Raw genomic sequence first — 19,001 nt, 5'->3', positions numbered from 1 at the left:
ACGGGAAACATGCCTACAAATCATCACGCAGCCGATGCTCCGGCGGATCAATCAACCGACATTCCTCAGGTAGGGTTGGCCATCATCACCGGCTCGGCAAACTGGGGGCTTGCCTTCCCGGAAGATGTCGAATTCGAGGGTGTGCGCACCTTGCAGCGCGACATGAGTTTTGAAACGCCTTTCGGTCGCACCGACAACTGGAAGTTGCTCGAGTTCGATGCGTCGATTACCGCGGAAGGCAAGACGAAACGTGCCTTGTGCATGTATTCTCACGGCAATCCCCGCGACCATATCGACCATTCCTGCCATCGCCGCGCGTTCTGGGTCTTGATGAACGCGGGTGTAAGGCAAGTGCTGTCCTGCTCGACCATCGGCGCCGTCAACAAGGCGATCCAGCCCGGTGATATGGTGGTCAACGCCGATATCATCGAACTGACGCAGACCCCGTTTTCACTGCTTCCCGGCCGCCAGAGCTTCGACTGCTCGGGCAAGCAGATCGTATGTCCAAGATGTGCGGCAGTTCTGGTCGAAACCGCCCGTCGTCATTGGCCAGCCGAATGCCGTGTTCATGGCATCGAACAGCAATTGGTCGCCGGCCACTGCTATGGGCCGCGACTTACAAGCCCAGCCGAAGCCCTGGCGTTTCGAAGCATGGGAGCGGATGTGCTCAACCATTCGATTGCCCCTGAGGCGACCTTGTCGCGCGAGATCGGTGCATGCTTCGTGCCCCTGGCATTCGTAACCGCCGGTTTCAACGACTACATGGACCGCAATCGCCAGAAATTGCTGCAGGAGGAGGTGTTGCCGAGCCTCTCCATGACAGCCTCGCGGGTCGCGCTGGAGACCGCAGCACGACTTCCGGTCAATCCGGAATGCTCTTGCCACGGTTTGAAGTCGCCTCAACCGGAAGAGCGGTCGAGCCGGTTCTGAGGGAGGGGCAGCGCAAGGTCGTGGCGAGGTCTTAGTCCAATTCCAGGAAAAGTGTGAAACCGTTTTCCCGGGAAAAGCGCATAGCGCTTTCCCTTTGGAATTGCGTCAAAACAAAGAGTTAGAGCAGTTCGCAGTTTCCGTGAGACTGTGAACTGCTCTAGATTAGCCAGCCGGTGTGAAAATGCCGTCGATGGCAGGCGCAGCGTCGGTCGACACCATGCCGCGCGCCACCAGATCCTCGAGATGGGCAAGCACCGATAGCCCGGCGGCACCATGCAGCCGGGGATCGGTATCCCTGTAGATCGCCTTGACCATGTCGGAGATAGTCCGGTCGCCGGCCCTGACGCGTTCCAGTATGGCCCGTTCGCGCATTTTTCGATGCATCTTCAATCCGCGCATGAAAGCCCGCGGCTTCGTCACCGGTCCGCCATGGCCTGGCAGCAGCAGGCGGTCGTCGCGCTCGATCAGCCGATCCAGCGATGCCATGTAGTCGGCCATTGCCCCATCGGGAGGCGCGACGATGGATGTCGCCCAGGCCATGACATGATCGGCCGAAAACAGGATGCCGGTTCCCTCCAGCGCGAACACCGCATGATTGGCTGTGTGGCCGGGGGTGAGAACCGAGCGGATCGCCCAGCCTTCGCCGGCGATCAGTTCGCCATCCGGCAACACGATGTCGGGAACGAAGGCGATGTCGGCGCTGGCGTCGAGCGCATTGCTCTCGCCTATATGCAAGGGTCTTGCCGGCCGGTGCGGCCCCTCCGCCATCACCAAAGCGCCGGTGCGCTCCTTCAGCCGGGCGGCCAGTGGGGAATGGTCGCGGTGCGTGTGGCTGACGAAAATATGGCTGACCGGCCTGCCGGCGATCACGTCGAGCAAGGTCTGAAGATGCGCCTCGTCCTCCGGTCCGGGATCGATCACCGCCAGCGTGTCGCGCCCGACGACATAGCTGTTGGTGCCATGAAAGGTGAAAGGGCTCGGATTTCGGACCGTGACGCGCTGAACGTCCGGAGCCACGTTCACGCCCTGGCCGTAGTGCGGATCGAAGCTGGTATTGAATTTGAGAGTCATGTTTTCCGAACGATGTCTTTTCGAACCATGTCGGCCCATTGTTCCCGGGAACAATGCAGGCCCATTGTTCCCGGAACGGCAAAACCGATTGCCGCATAGCACGCAAGCCAATATAGGAAAACGCTGAGACCGCGATTATCGGATCGCGACAGATCCTACAGGGGAAGACCATGGCAACTGCAACGACGATGCGCCCGCTTGTTTCTCTGGCTTTGCCGCAAGAAGGCGCGGCGCGACTGGCAACGCAGCTTTTCCTGGCGATCGCCGGAACACTGCTTTTGACCCTCTCGGCCAAGACCAAGGTTGTGTTGGGCCCCGTCGATATCTCGATGCAGACGCTCGCCGTCCTCCTGATCGCCGCCGCCTTCGGCATGCGTCTCGGCGTCGCAACCTTGCTGCTCTACATGGCGGAAGGCGCCATGGGCTTCCCGGTCTTCCAGGGCACGCCGGAAAAGGGCGTCGGCATCGCCTATATGCTCGGCTCGACCGGCGGCTACCTCGCTGCTTTCGTGGTCATGGCGGCGATTGTCGGCTGGGCCGCCGATCGCGGCTGGGATCGCCACCCGATCAAGCTTTTCAACGCCATGCTGGTTGCTGAAGTGGTGATGATGGCGATGGGCTTCGCCTGGCTGGCGCTGCTGATCGGCCCGGAAAAATCCTGGCAGTTCGGCGTCGTGCCGTTCATCGTCGGCGACCTGATCAAGGTTGCGCTGGCAGCAAGCCTTGTGCCGGCCGTCTGGTCGCTGCTGAAGCGCTCCTGAGGTCTGTCGGAAGCTTGGCGTGCCATAGACGTCAGGGGTCCATTCCCGAGGACGGGCGCTTCTGATGAAGGTTCTGGTCACCGGCGCTGCCGGCTTCATAGGCTATCACGTCGCCCGACGGCTTCTGGAGCGCGGCGACGAGGTTGTCGGCATCGACAACGTCAATGACTATTACGATCCAAGGATCAAGCAGGCGCGACTGCGCCTGCTTGCCGAGGCAAGCCGCAGTACCAATGCCGGCTACCATTTCATCCACGGCAATCTTGCCGACAGGGGCATCGTGGACGACTGCTTTGCCGACCATGCCTTCGACCGAGTGATCCATCTCGCCGCCCAGGCGGGGGTGCGCTACAGCCTGGAAAATCCGCGCGCCTATGTCGAAAGCAACATCGTCGCTTTCACCAACATGCTCGAAGCCTGTCGTAGCGGTACAATCCCACACCTGACCTATGCCAGCACGTCGAGCGTCTACGGCGCCAACACCGACATGCCGTTTTCCGAGCATCGCCCGGCCGACCATCCGCTGCAGTTCTACGCCGCCACCAAGCGCGCCAACGAGCTGATGGCGCACAGCTATAGCCATTTGTTCAGGCTGCCGACCACGGGCTTGCGCTTCTTCACCGTGTACGGCCCCTGGGGTCGTCCCGACATGGCGCTGTTTATGTTCACCAGGAGCATCCTGGCCGGTGAGCCGATCAAGCTGTTCAACAACGGCAATCATTCACGCGATTTCACCTATATCGATGACATCGCCGAAGGCGTGATCCGAACCAGTGACAGCCCCGCGGCCGGCAACCCCGCCTGGGATTCCGGTCATCCGGATCCGGCCACGAGCAGTGCGCCCTGGCGCCTCTTCAACATTGGCAACAGCAACCCGGTGAAGCTGACCGCCTATGTCGAGGCGCTGGAAAACGCGCTTGGCCGCAAGGCCATCGTCGAGCTGCTGCCGTTGCAAGCCGGCGATGTGCCCGACACTTTCGCCGACACCTCGGCCCTGCAAGCGGCGGTCGGCTACCGCCCCAGCACCTCCGTGACCGAGGGGGTAGGGCGGTTCGTGGAGTGGTACCAGGCGTATTTTGGTAACGACTCTAGGATATAAGCGGGCGCTGGCAGCGGCTTTTTCAAGGCGTAGTTATGGCTACCACTGCTGCCGAGAGGATTTGGGCATGTCAGGGAGAGCTTCTTGAAAGGAATTATCCTTGCGGGAGGTAGTGGAACGCGCCTTTATCCGCTGACATTGGCAATCTCCAAACAAATTCTCCCGGTCTACGACAAGCCGATGATCTATTATCCGCTGAGCGTGCTGATGCTGACGGATATCAGGGAAATCCTGGTCATTTCGACGCCGCGGGATCTACCCGTTTTCCGTGATTTACTCGGTGACGGATCGGAGTTTGGGCTGGAGATCTCCTATGCGGAGCAGCCGCACCCCAATGGGCTTGCTGAAGCTTTCATCATCGGGCGCGACTTCATCGGCAAGGACAGTGTGTCGATGATCCTGGGCGACAACATCTATTTTGGCGATGGGCTGCCGCAGCTTTGCCGCAACGCAGCTTCGCGCGAGAAGGGCGCTTCGGTCTTCGCCTACCGGGTCGATGATCCTGAACGGTATGGCGTTGTGTCGTTCGACAAGGCCACCGGAACCGCGCTCACGATCGAGGAAAAGCCGCAAAAGCCGAAATCCAACTGGGCCGTCACCGGGCTGTATTTTTACGACAACACCGTCGTCGACATCGCTTCGTCCATTCGACCTTCGGCCCGCGGCGAACTCGAGATCACGGCGGTCAACAACGCCTATCTTGATCGCGGCCTGCTGCATGTGCACCGATTGGGGCGCGGCTTTGCCTGGCTCGACACGGGGACCCATGACAGTCTGAACGACGCATCTTCCTTCGTGCGCACGATCGAACATCGACAGGGCATCAAGGTTGCTTGTCCCGAGGAGATCGCCTTCGAGCAAGGCTGGCTGACGGCGGAGCAAGTGCTGCAGCGCGCCACGCGGCTGGGAAAGAATGAATATGCCGCCTATCTGCGCCGGCGCGTCGCTGATCTGTCGGAGGGCTAAGGGTTGGAGATCAGGTCCCTCGACATCGAAGGCGTGCTTGAAATCGTGCCAAAGCGGCATGGCGATGCACGCGGTTTCTTCATGGAGACCTACAATGCCGAGCGCTTTGCTCAGGCCGGAATAGAATTGCATTTCATACAGGACAACCATTCCTATTCTGCGGCGGCAGGCGTCTTGCGCGGACTCCACTATCAGCTTGCGCCCCGCACCCAGGACAAGCTGCTGCGCGTGACGCGCGGCCGGATCCTGGACGTTTGTGTCGACATTCGCCGCAGCTCGAAGACCTTTGGGAAATGGATTGCTCACGAGATTTCGGCTGAAAAGGGTAACCAGATTCTGGTGCCGAGAGGATTTGCGCACGGCTTCCTGACGCTCGTGCCCGACACCGAGGTCCAGTATAAGGTCACCGACACCTATTCGCCCAAGCATGAACGCTCGATCCGTTTCGATGATCCTGCCATCGGCATCAAGTGGCCGTCTATCACTGGCGGATTCCAGCTTTCGGACAAGGACCTCAAGGCGCCGATGCTTGCTGCCGCCGAGGTGTTTGCCTGATGGGGGCAGGGGTATGAATTTTCTGGTGACAGGCGGTGCCGGCTTCATCGGCTCGGCGGTGTGCCGGCATCTGTGCGCCAATCCGGCCTACCGCGTGACCAATCTCGACAAGCTGACCTATGCGGGCAATCTGGCCTCGCTGCGGCCAATCGAGAATGCACACAATTACAGCTTCGCCCAAGCTGATATCTGTGACGAGAAGGCGGTGCTGGATCTTCTGCGCCGGGACGACATCGACATCGTCATGAACCTCGCCGCCGAGAGCCACGTCGATCGCTCGATCGACGGGCCGGGTGCCTTTATCGAGACCAATATCGTCGGCACTTACAAGATCCTCAATGCCACGCTCGAATATTGGCGCGGCCTTGCCCACGACAGGAAGGGCAGCTTCCGCTTCCATCACGTCTCCACCGATGAGGTGTTCGGCGATCTGCCTTTCGATGGCGGCATGTTCGTAGAGGAGACGCCTTACGCGCCTTCCTCGCCCTATTCCGCCTCGAAGGCGGCCTCGGACCATCTGGTGCGGGCCTGGCACGAGACTTACGGCCTGCCGGTTGTGCTCTCCAACTGTTCGAACAATTACGGCCCCTATCATTTTCCCGAAAAACTGATCCCGCTCGTCATCCTCAACGCGCTCGACGAAAAGCCGCTGCCGGTCTATGGCGCTGGCGCCAATGTGCGTGACTGGCTGTTCGTCGAGGATCACGCGCGGGCCCTGGAGCTCGTCGCCACCAAGGGCACACCCGGCGAGAGCTACAATGTCGGTGGCAATTCTGAACGCACGAACCTCGCCGTCGTCGAGACGATTTGCGATCTTCTCGACATCAGGCGTCCGCGGGCCGGCGGCAGGCGCTATCGCGAGCTGATCTCCTTCGTCACCGACCGCCCCGGCCACGACCGCCGCTACGCCATCGATGCCTCCAAGATCGGCCGTGAGCTCGGCTGGACGCCCAGGGAGAATTTTGACAGCGGCCTGGCCAGAACCGTGGACTGGTTCCTGGACAACAAATGGTGGTGGGGGCCGATCCGCGAGCAGCGCTACGCCGGTGAAAGACTGGGCGAAGCGCGCAAGGGTGGCGCGTGAGGCTCGTTGTCACCGGACGCGACGGCCAGGTCGCGGCAAGCCTTCTGGACGCAGGCCAGGGAAAGGCAGGTGTGCAGGTCGTCGCCATCGGCCGTCCGGAGCTTGATCTGGCGAGATCCGAGACCGTCATTGATGCCATTACTGCGGCGAAGCCGGATATCGTCGTGTCGGCCGCTGCTTACACGGCCGTGGATCAGGCCGAGGACGAGCCCGATCTGGCCTTTGCGGTCAACGCGACCGGCGCCGGCAAGGTGGCGCAGGCCGCCGCACTCCTTGGCGTTCCGATCATTCATCTCTCGACCGACTATGTCTTCGACGGCAGCGCCCCCGGCGCTTATGTCGAGACCGATGCGACGGCGCCCCTTGGCGTCTACGGCGCCTCCAAGCTCGCAGGCGAGCAGTCGGTGGCCGCTGCCGGCCCGCGCCACCTGATCCTGCGAACCGCATGGGTCTACAGCCCGTTCGGCAAGAATTTCGTCAAGACCATGCTGCGCCTTGCCGCCGATCGGGACGAGATTTCGGTGGTGGCCGATCAATGGGGCAATCCCACCTCGGCGCTTGATATCGCCGACGCAGTCCTGCGTGCGGCCGCGCTCTTGCATAGCGACAAAAGCTTCGGTGCATTCGGCGTCTATCACCTGACCGGTGCGGGTGACACCAACTGGAGCGGTTTTGCCCGTCATATCCTGGACACAAGCCGGGCGTCCGGCGGCCCTTGGGCTGATGTGCGGGATATTGCCACCAAGGACTATCCGACCAAGGCGCGGCGTCCCGCCAATTCGCGGCTGTCGAGCGCGAAATTCGCCGCCGCATTCGGATGGAGTGCGCCGCAATGGCGAAAATCCACTGAGCGGGTCGTGGGCCGCATCCTTGATGGTGGCCGGTCCGCTTGAGCCTTCAGCGTTCGATTTACTTGAAACCTGGTGGGTTTGGTCCGTAAGTTTGCGGCATTGAAATCGAACTCAGTCCCGCACGCGAGATTGACAAGCCGTGGCGCGAAACCTAAGCACGGGCGACTTGGTGTCAGGTGGGGGCTTGGCAATCAACGGAGAGGTTCTTGAAAGGAATCATCCTTGCTGGCGACGGTAAGAGCCGGCCTTGCTCAGGAATATTAGTGCCTTCTAAGCAAATACTGTCGAGATACCAAGATCAGGTTGCACGGTCTTGATCCGTTACGACGCATTGTCCGATGTCCGTGCGCGCCTGCCTTCCTGCAGGCTGCCGAAAGCGAGGCGTCGCGTCGCCACAATCGGTGCCAGGACGAAATCCCTGCGAAAAGGTGACGATCGGTGACTTTGAAGTTCGGTACCAGCGGGCTACGCGGGCTCGTCAGCGAGCTTCGGGGACCACCGGCGCGCACCTATACGATTGCCTTCACACGCATGCTTATCGAGCGCGGCGTATTGGGCGAGGGCGAGCAGATCTTCGTTGGACGTGACCTCCGCTCTTCCAGTCCCGACATAGCAGGGATTGTCCAGGCTGCAATCGCCGAAGCCGGATTGGTGCCGGTCGATTGCGGAGCCTTGCCCACTCCAGCACTTGCACTTTATGCCTCGGCCGAGAATGCGCCGGCGATCATGGTGACCGGCAGCCACATTCCCGACGACAGGAATGGGCTTAAATTCTACCGAGCGGATGGCGAGATCGACAAGCGCGATGAGCTCGAGATTGTGGCCATACACGCAGGCTTGCAGACAGCCAATCGATCACAGCCTGCCGTTGAACCCGTACAGCCGGGCACCGAACCGTCCGCAATCTACAGGGATCATTTTCTTGCCTTCTTTCAGCCGGGCAGCCTGTCTGGTGTCCGGGTCGGCGTCTACCAGCATTCGTCCGTAGCCAGGGACATCATTGTCGATGTCCTTCGTGCGCTGGGGGCGGAGGCGGTACCGTTGGGCAGGGCCACGCATTTCATTCCGGTGGATACCGAAGCGGTCAGGCAAGAGGATCTGTTGCTTCTGAAGGATTGGGCGGCGGCTGAGCCGTTCGATGCCATCGTGTCCGCCGATGGCGATGGCGATCGGCCGCTTGTGGCGGATGCGCAGGGCACGTTCGTTCGTGGCGACCTGGTGGGGGCAATCACTGCACGTTTCCTTGGCGCGGACTGTGTTGTCACGCCAGTCAGTTCCAATTCAGCACTGGAGCGTTGCGGGCATTTCGCAACGGTGGTGCGCACACGCATAGGCTCGCCCTATGTTATCGAAGGGATCGGCACGGCCCTCGCTCAAGGGGGCAAATGTGTGGTGGGCTTCGAAGCAAACGGCGGCGTTCTTCTGGGTTCACCCGTCGAAAAGGATGGACGCACGCTCGCAGCCTTGCTGACCCGGGATTCGCTTTTGCCAATTCTCTGCACCCTTTTAACGGTTGCGGCGACAGGTCGCCCGCTCGCCGAGATAGCGGCCAGTTTTGGATTCCTTGCCGCGGCGAGCGGTCGGCTCGAAGGCGTGTCAGCCGAGCACAGCGCGTCTTTTCTCGAAAGATTGGCGACGAACGCCGTCTATGCCGACAATCTCTTCGAGGGCCTGGGCGGCGTCGCGGATGTTGACAATCGCGATGGCGTGCGTATCACCGCCCGCAACGGAGAGGTTGTTCACTTCCGTGCGTCAGGCAACGCCCCCGAATTGCGCTGCTACATCGAGGCAAAGACCGAATCCCGCGCAGGCGAATTGCTCGGTTGGGGTCTTGCCCTTGGCCGAACTCAAATCTTGGAAAGCTGAAGTTTGACCAATATCGTTCCTGTCATCATAAGTGGCGGTGTCGGGTCGCGCCTCTGGCCGATTTCTCGTGCACTGCACCCCAAGCCCTTCATTCCCTTGCCGGGAGGGGGCACGCTTATTCGCCGGACTTACGCCCGCGCAGCCGGTCTCCAAGGCGTTGATCAAATTGTCACGGTCACCAACCGCGATCTATTGTTCCTGACTGCGGACGAGTATGCGGAAGTGTCGGCGCCAGGTGTAAAAAACACCTTCCTGCTGGAGCCTTTCGGCCGTGACACGGCCGCAGCTGTCGCGCTCGCGGCATTGCAGGTCGCGCGCAACAATCCCGACGCGGTCCTGGTTGTGCTGCCCGCGGATCATCTGATCCTGGACGAAGCAGCCTTTGGCGCGGCCGTGGCGAAGGCGGCGGCGATCGCCGCGACGGGGCGGATCGTCACGTTTGGCATGAAGGCCGAGCGCCCTGAGACCGGATTTGGTTATATCGAGGCTGAGGGAGATACGGTCCTTCGGTTCGTGGAGAAGCCGAATGCGGAACGAGCGGCTCAATTTATTGCCAGTGGCCGATTTTTCTGGAATTCGGGCATGTTCTGTTTCGCAGCTCGCGCCATGATCGCGGCCATGCAGGAGCTGTGTCCGGATGTGTTGTCCAATGCGCGCACAGCGCTCGACAATGCCAGGACAAGCGATGCGGCGGACCGCGTCACTGTCGAGATCGACAAGGATGGTTTTGCGGCTGTTCCGGCTGTTTCCATCGACTATGCGGTGATGGAGAAAGCAAGGAACGTAGGTTTCGTCCCCTGCAGCTTCGACTGGTCCGACATTGGCTCATGGAGCGTTCTTTCGAAGCTTGTTCCAGCTGATGACAGGGGCAATCGCACCATCGGCGAGACAATGCTTCATGATGTGACAAACTGCTACGTGCACAGCGAAGACCGGCTCGTTGGTCTTGTCGGCGTCTCGGATCTGCTGGTCATCGACACGCCGGATGCGCTTCTCATTGCCCACCAAGACAAGGCGCAGGAAGTGAAGGACCTCTACAATCGCCTCAAGGCAGAAGGGCATGAGGCGGCAACCGTGCATCGCACCGTGCATCGCCCATGGGGCACCTACACCGTGCTGGAGGAAGGTCCGCGTTTCAAGATCAAGCGGATCGAGGTAAAGCCCAACGCGCGCCTGAGCCTGCAAGCGCATCATCACCGCTCCGAACACTGGGTGGTGGTGAGCGGGACCGCGAAGGTCGTCAACGGCCAGAGTGAAATCCTGCTCGCGACCAACCAGTCCACCTATATCCCCTGCGGCCACAAGCACCGCCTCGAAAATCCCGGCATTCTTCCGCTCGTCATGATCGAAGTGCAAAGCGGGGAATATCTCGGCGAAGACGATATAGTGCGGTTTGATGATGTTTATGGCCGGGCGTAAGAAAAAGGATTCTCAATTGCCAGATAAAAAAGTTGCGCTGATTACCGGTATCACTGGGCAAGATGGATCTTACCTGGCGGAGTTACTGCTTTCAAAGGGGTATTCCGTGCATGGCATCAGAAGGCGTGCTTCGCTTTTCAATACGGACCGGATAGATCACTTATATCACGATCCGCATGACAGCGGTGCCGATCTCACATTGCATCACGGGGACATGACGGACTCGTCAAGTCTGACTCGCGTCATTCAGATGGTTCAACCGGATGAGATTTACAATCTGGCGGCTCAGAGCCACGTCGCCGTTTCCTTTGAAGAACCTGAATATACGGCAAACTCAGATGCCTTGGGTCCGCTTCGCGTGCTTGAAGCGATCCGTATTTTGGGACTGGAGAAAAAAACCCGTTTCTATCAGGCGTCAACGTCCGAGCTTTTCGGGTTGGTTCAGGAGATTCCTCAAAAAGAGACGACGCCATTTTATCCGCGCTCGCCCTATGCCGTGGCTAAGCTTTATGCGCACTGGATCACGGTAAACTACAGGGAATCCTACGGCATCTACGCCTGCAACGGGATCCTATTCAATCATGAGTTGCCGAACCGGGGCGAAACCTTCGTCACACGGAAAATCACGCGGGCCATAGCTCGGATCAAGCTGGGCATGCAGGAGAGGCTGTATTTGGGAAATCTCAGCGCCTTGCGCGATTGGGGCCATGCGCGGGACTACGTCGAGATGCAGTGGTTGATGTTGCAGCAAGATTCCCCTGAGGACTATGTCATCGCGACTGGAGTGCAGCATTCCGTCCGCGAATTTGTGACCGTTGCCGCCGCCGAACTTGGCATCTCCATTCGCTGGGAGGGAGAAGGCGCGGACGAAAAGGGTTATGACAGCTCGACAGGCGCCTGCGTCGTCGCCGTCGACCCACGCTATTTCCGGCCGGCCGAAGTCGAGACCCTGCTTGGCGATCCCTCAAAAGCCCGGCGGAAGCTTGGCTGGGAGCCAAAAGTAACATTCGCCGATCTGGTCAAGGAAATGGTCGTGGAAGACCTCAAGGGGGCTGAACGGGAGGCCTTGTTGGTGAAAAGCGGATATCCGCACTACAGCCGCAAGGAATAACATGGAACGGATCCCTGTTTATGAGCCCTATCTGGCGGGCAATGTCTCCGACTACGTGAACGAGTGCCTGACAACAGGATGGATCTCGTCACGTGGCGGGTTCATCGCGAAATTCGAGGCAGCCTTCGCCGAGTTTACCGGTGCGAAAGATGCCACGAGCGTAGCCAACGGCACGGTCGCAATCCATCTCGCGTTGGAGGCGTTGGGGATAGGCCCGGGGGATGAGGTGATCGTGCCGAGCTTCACCTACGTCGCATCTGTCAACACGATCCTGCAGACCGGTGCGAAACCCGTATTTGTCGATTCCCTGGAGGAAACCCTGCAGGTTGATCCGTCTGCAATTCGCAGGGCCATAACACCGGCAACCAAGGCCGTCATGGCCGTCCATCTCTATGGGCACCCATGCGATATGGATGCCATTGTCGCGCTTTGTCGCGAGCATGATCTTCTGTTGGTCGAAGACTGCGCGGAAGCGTTTGGCTCGTTATGGAAAGGCCGGCATGTCGGCACTTTCGGCGATGCCGCTACTTTCAGTTTTTTCGGCAACAAGACCATCACCACGGGTGAGGGCGGCATGGTGCTGGCCCGCGATCCCGAAATCATGTTGCGATGCCGGCGGCTGAAAAGCCAGGGTGTATCCCCTGGCCGTGAGTATTGGCACGACATGCTGGCCTACAATTACCGCATGACGAACATCGAGGCTGCGATAGGCTTGGCGCAGATCGAGACGGCACCAGATATTATCACGATGAAACGCAAGGTGGCAGATGCGTACCATGTTGGATTGTCGGGCTTGCCGTTGCGCACGCATGATCCGGTGGGAGATGTGACCCATTCATATTGGATGTGTTCCATCATCCTCGATCGGGCGGAAGACCGGGATCCGCTTCGCGCCTATCTCGCCGAGCAGGGTATCGAAACAAGACCCTTCTTTGCGCAGGCCCATCTCATGCCGCATTGCCGCGCCGATGAGGTCTTCCCAGTGGGGGCGAGCCTGAGCGAGCGAGGCATCAACCTTCCAAGCTACCCCGGATTGACCTCTGCACAGATCGAACGAATTTGCGCAGCGGTGACCTCTTTTTGGCGTCAGGGCATCTGATGTGTTCAGCGGCGGCGCGTCCACTTTGAAACGTTGGGACTAAAGTGACTTATCTAAGAGGCATCTGGGCAGCTCGTTACTTCTGGTGGCATCTTTCGATGTCCGACCTGCGCTCGCGCTGGCGACGGTCCTTCTTCGGCATTTTCTGGTCCATTCTGCAGCCGCTCGGACTGACGCTGCTGCTCTCATTCGTGTTCAGCAGGATTTTCAACACGCAGATTACGGAATACGCGCCCTACATTCTCTCGGGAATGATCATGTGGGAATACGTCGTGGGTTCGGTGATCGGCGGCTCGCTGGCCTTTGTCCAGGCTGACGCTTACATCAAGCAAACCAGGCATCCTTTGGCGATCTACACTTTGCGTAATGCCTTGACCGGGCTTATCATCTTGGCCATGGCGAGTACCGCGCTGGTCGCCTGGGTGCTTGTGGTAATGCCGCAAAATTTCGGCTGGTGCTGGCTTGCGGCGCTCACGGCATTTCCCATACTGGGGCTGATTGCGTGGCCATGGGCAACGATCATGGCCTACATCGCGACCCGTTTTCGGGACCTGCCACATGCCCTAGGCTTGATCCTGCAGGCAATGTGGTTCGTTTCTCCCATCTATTTTGAAGCATCGACCTTCCGCAAAGGCGATCTGCATGTGCTGGTGGATTATAATCCGATCTATCATCTGTTTCAGCTCGTGCGCGCGCCTCTGCTGCACGGCGAGTGGCCCACAGCCTCCAACTACACGTGGTCACTGGCGACAGTCGTCATCTTGACGGCGATTGCCGTGCTGGTCGGGCAGCGCGCGGAGAAGAGGGTGATTTTCTACCTATGACCAATATCATTCACCTTCAGAACGTCAATTTGCACTATGCCTCGGTGGCATTCAGGGAGCGATCGCTCAAATCTCTGCTTACCGGCTGGCTTGCTTCAGGCAAAACCGGACGCGATCTGGTCGACATCCATGCGCTCAAGGATCTTACTGTCGAGATCAAGGAGGGCGAACGCGTTGGCCTGCTCGGCCACAACGGAGCGGGTAAGAGCTCGTTTCTCAAAATGGTCGCGGGGCTCTATCCGATTTCCTCAGGCAACAGGGACGTGCGAGGAACCGTCCGTTCAATGCTAGATCTCAGCCTTGGCTTTGAGCCGGATGCCACCGGCCGGGAAAACATTCTCTATCGCGGTCTGCTGCTTGGCTTCTCGCCAAAAGCCATGCGCGCGATGGAAGCAGAAATCGTCGAATTCGCCGACATCGGCGAATTCATCGATTATCCACTCAAGACCTATTCAGCAGGCATGCAGGTGCGCCTTGCGTTCGCCATTTCGACAGCGGTGGGCGGCGACATCCTGCTTCTCGACGAGGTGGTTGGAGCCGGCGATGCGCGCTTCATCGCAAAGGCGCAGGCACGCATACTGGACCTCGTCGAGAAATCCGAAATCATGATCCTGGCCAGTCATGATCTGGCCACCCTGGAGAAACTTTGCCACCGCGGATTGGTTTTTAGCGGCGGTACGCTGATTTTCGATGCGCCGATCGGCCAAGCGATTGCTCACTATCGCAGGATATCCACGCAATGATGGTCTGTGGGTTCTTACCGAGGAAAGGCGCTAGTCAATATCCAGGACATCTGTGCCTACCGGGCATACCAGGCAGCCATCAGATGCACTTAAATGCATTGGAAATGCGATGAACGGGAAAATGCCACGGGTAATGTGGCTGCTCAATCACGGTGCTGCGCGTCGGTTCGAGATACCGATGTTGAAGGCATGCGGGTTCAACGAGATTTTTCTGCCGAAGACCTATCCTGCGGATCCAAGTTTTCGCAGTGCTTCGGTGGATTTCTCGGAGGATCAAAATCTGACGATTCCGGCCGACGATCTCGCGGTCCTTAATGCCGCCGATTGGTATGGCAATCCAGGCCGTGATGCGTGGACTGTCGCCAACCGCCATTTCTCTCTTCTGTTTTTCATCGTGCACAATTCTGATATTTTGGAAAGTATATCCAGGAACTTCAGAGGGTCGGCGATCTGGCGTGGATATGGTCTTTTTAAAGAGTTAAGTTATTCAAGAATACGAAAGTTCTACACTTCCGGTCTAAAAAATATTGAGGGTATGGGGGATCGCTTTTGGTTTGGTGAGGCATATAAAGATCTTCATAAAGTGGAAGAAAAATTTCTTCGCAGCAGAGCCATTTACCTCCCTTTAGGTCTTTCATCCCCGGAGGTCCACGATCAGTGGAGCGGTAGTGACAATCGAGTATTCTTCGTTTGCCCTGATATCGGGGTGAACGCTCACTACAAGGCGGTTTTCGACGAATTCAAACGTGATTTCGCAGGGCTTCCATATGCAATTGGGGGAAGCCAGCCTATTACGGTCGACGATCCCAATGTGCTCGGCTTTGTCCCAGACGAAGTGCATGAGCGGAACATGCGGGAATTGCGTGTGATGTTTTACCATTCCCGCGAACCTCGCCATGTCCACTATCACCCGTTCGAAGCTGTGCGTGCTGCAATGCCCTTGGTATTCATGGCTGATGGCATGCTCGACAGATTGGGTGGGAGAGATTTGCCCGGACGTGCTCGAACCATCGCTGAGGCAAGGGACAAGGTACAGAGACTCTTGCGCGGCGATAAGCGCTTGGCTGAACAAATTCGGACAAGTCAGGCAGTCTTGCTGGATTCCATGAGGCCTGATCATCTAGAAGGTGCATGGCGTGAGAGCCTCAATCGCGTCGTCGAGCGACTGGAATCAGTCAAGGCGGTTGAAGCTTCGCTATCGGTTCCAAAAAAAAGGATAGCGGTCATTATCCCGGTTGGCTATCGCGGCGGTTCACTCCGTGGAGCGAAGTTGCTGGCAGAGGCGATACTCGAAGGAAGCCAGCAGGCAGGCGAGGCAGTGGAAGTGGTCCTCGTTCACCTCGACGAGCCAGGGACCTACTCCGAGAAGGATTGGGCGGACATGCCGTCCACTATCAAGGTTCGATCGTTTCGGTGGCGCACGGTGGATAGCACGGAGGCAGTCCGTGCGATGCGTTATGCCGGACATTCCGAGTGGGAATCCCTTTCTGAAAAGTATCTCATAATCGAGGACGACATTCAGCAACTTTGCGATTGTGACCTGTGGGTCGTAATATCCGACCGGCTTGCAATCCCGCCTTTGCCTTTGCGCCCCAAAGTGCTGATGGTATTCGATTATTTGCAACGTCATTATGAGGTCACTGCCATTGTTGACCAAATCCTTCTTGCGAACAGGACTGCTGAGCACATACTTGTAACGACCGAGTTTACTCGTCAGGACGCGTTGCAATATACGGGTGTAAGACCCCGCAGTGTGACCAAAGTTCCAATGTTGGCGCCGAGCGGTTCGGATGCCACTCGCGATAGACGGGGCACTAATCACGGACACTTCTTGTGGACAACCAACCTTGGCACGCACAAAAACCATCGGCGCGCGTTAGCTGCTTTGCAGTTATACTACGAGGTTTATGGCGGACAGCTGAAGTGCCACGTAACCGGCGTAGGAACTGGGGAAATCATCGGCAACCTACGGCCACATCTCGAAGGACTGGGCCAGTTTGTCGCCAATAGTCGCGTCCTTAGAAAGAACGTCAAGTTTCTGGGCGAACTGTCCGATGCAGACTACCGTAAGGAACTCTCCGACGCAGCATTTCTGTGGCATCCAGCAGAGCTAGACAATGGCACATTCAGCGTCATCGAAGCCGCTCATTTCGGCGTTCCTTCACTGTCGAGCGACTATCCCGCGATGCGCGAGATAGACCAACAATTCAAGCTTGGTCTTAGTTTTATGAATCAGGACGACCCCGAGCAGATGGCCGCACAGTTGCATTCGATGGAAATCAACTTGGCGGAACGCCAGAACGGGCTTGCCAGTTCAGAACAACTTGCGAGTCAAAGCGTGAGCCTTTTAGCTCCGAAGTACTGGCAAGTGATACGCGAGTTTATATGAAAAAGTACGGAATTTTCATAGCTTATTCGCCCAATACGAACCTTCGTACGGAGGGACTTGGCCGGTATCTGGCTGCTTTTCTTAAGGCTGCGGCGGCAAGAGGGGACGCCCATTTTTCAATTCTTTGTCCAAGCTGGTCCCGAGAGGCGATGAGCCAATTGTGCGCGGAGGCCGGTATTTCTGCTCGGTCCTATAGCCTGCTAGGACCTGATCGAACGCCGCTACTGTTTCGCTTTTATCAGCGTATGCAGCGTCCAAAAAGGCCCAAGCCATCGCGGCGATCGCTTCGTGACAGGCTTTACCCGATTGCGACCAAGCACGCCGAATGGCTCAAGGGGCGCCTAGTGGGCTCGCGAAGTGTTACCGCACTGGTCGGCCTTCTCATTTACAGCATGCTCTTGGCGGTGCCGGCACTAATGATTGGGGTAATTACCCATTTTCTTCATCGAATTAGGGCGATTGCCTATCGTCGAACCCATCGAGTTGTCAGGAAGCTGCGGCAAGGCTTGTCTGTTTCGGCGCTAGTGTCGCCGTCGGCGATTCGCTTCCAGCTTTATGAAGGGATGTTGGAGCGAGAAACGGCATTAATGATCGACATCGGCAATGCCGAAAAGGACATCGTAGCATGGTACACGCCAGCCGCCTTTTGGCCTATCGTCAATAACCTGAACGCCCCTGTTCTTACGTGCGTGCCGGACGTAGTGCTTGCAGAGTTTCCCGCAGGGTTTGCCGCCGTTGGAGGTGCACCTATGCTGCAGGCGTTTCAGACCGTGGCGGAGACCATTCGCTCGGGGAAGAATTTTGTCACGTATAGCGAACACATCAAACGAAATACTCTTGTTAAAAAATTTGGTATCGACTCCGAAGTCGTTCGAACCATCTCGCACGCCCCAAATGATCTGAGCCGTCTGATGGCGATTACAGGATTTCGCGACAATGAAGCGACTAGCCTCGAATACTCGAAGCTTTTATTAATTGGCGCCATCCGAAAGGCAAGTTATGCAGCCTATTCGAGTACTTTCGACAACCCTGATGTGAAATTTCTATTTTATGCGAGCCAGTTTCGACCGTCAAAAAACGTGATTACCTTACTAAGGGCCTATGAATGGCTGGTGCGAAAGCGACGTATTGGTCACAAGCTGGTCTTGACTGGAAATGGACACCAAGAGGATGTCAGGGCATTTCTCAGGGAGCGGAACTTAAGGTCGGAGGTGCTGTGCATCCAGGGCCTTACCGAGGCTGAACTTGCGGCCTGCTATAAACTAGCCGACCTTGCTGTGAACCCTAGTCTGTCGGAAGGCGGGATGCCGTTTACATTCACGGAGGCACTATCCGTAGGGACGCCAGTGGTGATGGGCGATATCGATGTCACGCGCGAGATTATTACCGATCCTGCGCTGCGTGCGGCCTCGCTGTTCGACCCTTATGACTGGCGTGCCATGGCCGACAAGATCGAGTGGGCGCTCGACAATCGAGAAAGTCTCTACGCCCAGCAACGAAAATTCTACGACGATGTGCTGGCCAAGCGGACATGGGACGATGTCGTGGCCGAACACATTGCCATCCTCGATGAGATAGCGGCGCAGCCAAGACAATCGGCACCGGCATGAGTTCGATAGCCTATAGTGGCCTTTATGTGCTGGGTTTTGGCGGGCATGCACGCAGCGTTGCCGATGTGGCGCTGGCGGCGGGGGTCAAGGGTCTTCTGTTTGTCGATGCCAATGCCATGCCGGATGAAGAGTTTGCAGGATTTGCCGTGGTCAGCTCCATGCCGCACCCGGCAAGTGTCGACTGGGCGGTGTTTTCCGCCCTCGGCGACAATCTGCGTCGCAAGCAGGCCTTGGATAATGCGGCTCTGCCGTCTGTGGTGCTGGTGTCACCGACAGCCACAATTGGCAGGCTGGCTGAATTGGGCGAGGGGACTTTTGTTGGACACCACGCCCACGTAGGTCCAGCAGCGCGTGTCGGGCGTGGGGCGATTATCAATACCGGCGCGATCGTGGAACACGAGTGTGACGTGGGGGCTTTCTCCCACATCTCGGTCAACGCGGCAGTCGCCGGGCGTAGTCGCATCGGCGCGAACGTTGTGGTCGGAGCAGGAGCAACCGTGATCGATGGAATACGGGTCTGTGATGACGTGGTGATTGGCGCAGGTGCAACAGTGGTCGACCACATTGTGGCAACCGGCACCTATGTAGGCACGCCTGCTCGCCTGATAAGATCGTGAACTCTG

Annotated in this window: 17 protein-coding genes; 16 read left to right on the top strand and 1 reads right to left on the bottom strand. The window is 58.1% G+C overall.

The genetic code is table 11. The features are described 5' to 3' along the window. Nucleotides 1-9 precede the first annotated feature (9 nt). The gene (locus tag ACZYHG_RS29130) at nt 10-930 is read left to right on the top strand and encodes a phosphorylase family protein (RefSeq protein WP_464611511.1); all 921 of its coding nucleotides are present in this window, start codon (nt 10-12) and stop codon (nt 928-930) included. A 162-nt stretch (nt 931-1,092) separates the two neighbouring features. Here the strand turns inward: ACZYHG_RS29130 and ACZYHG_RS29125 are convergent, their stop codons facing one another. Then, complete coding sequence (locus ACZYHG_RS29125) at nt 1,093-2,001, bottom strand: MBL fold metallo-hydrolase (RefSeq protein ID WP_464611510.1); 909 nt, start codon at nt 1,999-2,001, stop codon at nt 1,093-1,095. Nucleotides 2,002-2,171: 170 nt separating this feature from the next. Between ACZYHG_RS29125 and ACZYHG_RS29120 the strand changes: the two genes are divergently transcribed. The 15 genes from ACZYHG_RS29120 to ACZYHG_RS29050 all read left to right on the top strand — a co-directional run bounded on the left by ACZYHG_RS29120 (nt 2,172) and on the right by ACZYHG_RS29050 (nt 18,995). Further along, the gene (locus tag ACZYHG_RS29120; protein WP_464611509.1) at nt 2,172-2,762 is read left to right on the top strand and encodes a biotin transporter BioY; all 591 of its coding nucleotides are present in this window, start codon (nt 2,172-2,174) and stop codon (nt 2,760-2,762) included. A gap of 64 nt (nt 2,763-2,826) precedes the next feature. Beyond that, nucleotides 2,827-3,861, top strand: coding sequence for an NAD-dependent epimerase (locus ACZYHG_RS29115; protein WP_464611508.1), 1,035 nt, complete (start codon nt 2,827-2,829; stop codon nt 3,859-3,861). Nucleotides 3,862-3,945: 84 nt separating this feature from the next. Continuing rightward, nucleotides 3,946-4,827, top strand: coding sequence for a glucose-1-phosphate thymidylyltransferase RfbA (rfbA, locus tag ACZYHG_RS29110; protein WP_464611507.1), 882 nt, complete (start codon nt 3,946-3,948; stop codon nt 4,825-4,827). Between the two features lie 3 nt (nt 4,828-4,830). Beyond that, entirely contained in the window at nt 4,831-5,382 is a 552-nt protein-coding gene (rfbC, locus tag ACZYHG_RS29105; RefSeq protein ID WP_464611506.1) for a dTDP-4-dehydrorhamnose 3,5-epimerase, read from the top strand. Between the two features lie 13 nt (nt 5,383-5,395). Continuing rightward, the gene (gene rfbB, locus ACZYHG_RS29100; RefSeq protein WP_464611505.1) at nt 5,396-6,466 is read left to right on the top strand and encodes a dTDP-glucose 4,6-dehydratase; all 1,071 of its coding nucleotides are present in this window, start codon (nt 5,396-5,398) and stop codon (nt 6,464-6,466) included. After that, entirely contained in the window at nt 6,463-7,359 is an 897-nt protein-coding gene (rfbD, locus tag ACZYHG_RS29095) for a dTDP-4-dehydrorhamnose reductase (protein ID WP_464611504.1), read from the top strand. Before rfbB ends, rfbD begins: the two co-directional genes overlap by 4 nt. Nucleotides 7,360-7,755: 396 nt before the next feature. Then, nucleotides 7,756-9,183, top strand: a complete 1,428-nt coding sequence (locus ACZYHG_RS29090) for a phosphomannomutase (RefSeq protein WP_464611503.1) — start codon at nt 7,756-7,758, stop codon at nt 9,181-9,183. 3 nt (nt 9,184-9,186) lie between these two features. Next, nucleotides 9,187-10,602: a mannose-1-phosphate guanylyltransferase/mannose-6-phosphate isomerase gene (locus ACZYHG_RS29085; protein WP_464611502.1), complete on the top strand. Its 1,416-nt coding sequence runs from the start codon at nt 9,187-9,189 to the stop codon at nt 10,600-10,602. Then, the gene (gmd, locus tag ACZYHG_RS29080; protein WP_464611501.1) at nt 10,589-11,713 is read left to right on the top strand and encodes a GDP-mannose 4,6-dehydratase; all 1,125 of its coding nucleotides are present in this window, start codon (nt 10,589-10,591) and stop codon (nt 11,711-11,713) included. The genes ACZYHG_RS29085 and gmd overlap by 14 nt, the downstream gene beginning before the upstream one ends. Nucleotide 11,714: 1 nt before the next feature. Next, nucleotides 11,715-12,812 carry a DegT/DnrJ/EryC1/StrS family aminotransferase gene (locus ACZYHG_RS29075; RefSeq protein WP_464611500.1) on the top strand — a complete coding sequence of 366 codons (1,098 nt, stop codon included), beginning with the start codon at nt 11,715-11,717 and terminating at the stop codon, nt 12,810-12,812. A 98-nt stretch (nt 12,813-12,910) separates the two neighbouring features. After that, complete coding sequence (locus ACZYHG_RS29070) at nt 12,911-13,636, top strand: ABC transporter permease (RefSeq protein ID WP_464611499.1); 726 nt, start codon at nt 12,911-12,913, stop codon at nt 13,634-13,636. After that, nucleotides 13,633-14,379: an ABC transporter ATP-binding protein gene (locus ACZYHG_RS29065; RefSeq protein WP_464611498.1), complete on the top strand. Its 747-nt coding sequence runs from the start codon at nt 13,633-13,635 to the stop codon at nt 14,377-14,379. Before ACZYHG_RS29070 ends, ACZYHG_RS29065 begins: the two co-directional genes overlap by 4 nt. Before the next feature lie 109 nt (nt 14,380-14,488). After that, nucleotides 14,489-16,768, top strand: coding sequence for a glycosyltransferase (locus ACZYHG_RS29060; protein WP_464611497.1), 2,280 nt, complete (start codon nt 14,489-14,491; stop codon nt 16,766-16,768). Continuing rightward, on the top strand, nt 16,765-18,378 hold the full coding sequence (locus tag ACZYHG_RS29055) for a glycosyltransferase (protein WP_464611496.1): 1,614 nt from the start codon (nt 16,765-16,767) through the stop codon (nt 18,376-18,378). The genes ACZYHG_RS29060 and ACZYHG_RS29055 overlap by 4 nt, the downstream gene beginning before the upstream one ends. Continuing rightward, nucleotides 18,375-18,995, top strand: a complete 621-nt coding sequence (locus ACZYHG_RS29050) for a NeuD/PglB/VioB family sugar acetyltransferase (RefSeq protein ID WP_464611495.1) — start codon at nt 18,375-18,377, stop codon at nt 18,993-18,995. Before ACZYHG_RS29055 ends, ACZYHG_RS29050 begins: the two co-directional genes overlap by 4 nt. The last annotated feature ends 6 nt before the right edge of the window (nt 18,996-19,001 follow it).

This window comes from Mesorhizobium subarcticum (assembly GCF_055456085.1).
This window is presented reverse-complemented; position numbering and strand designations above follow the sequence as displayed.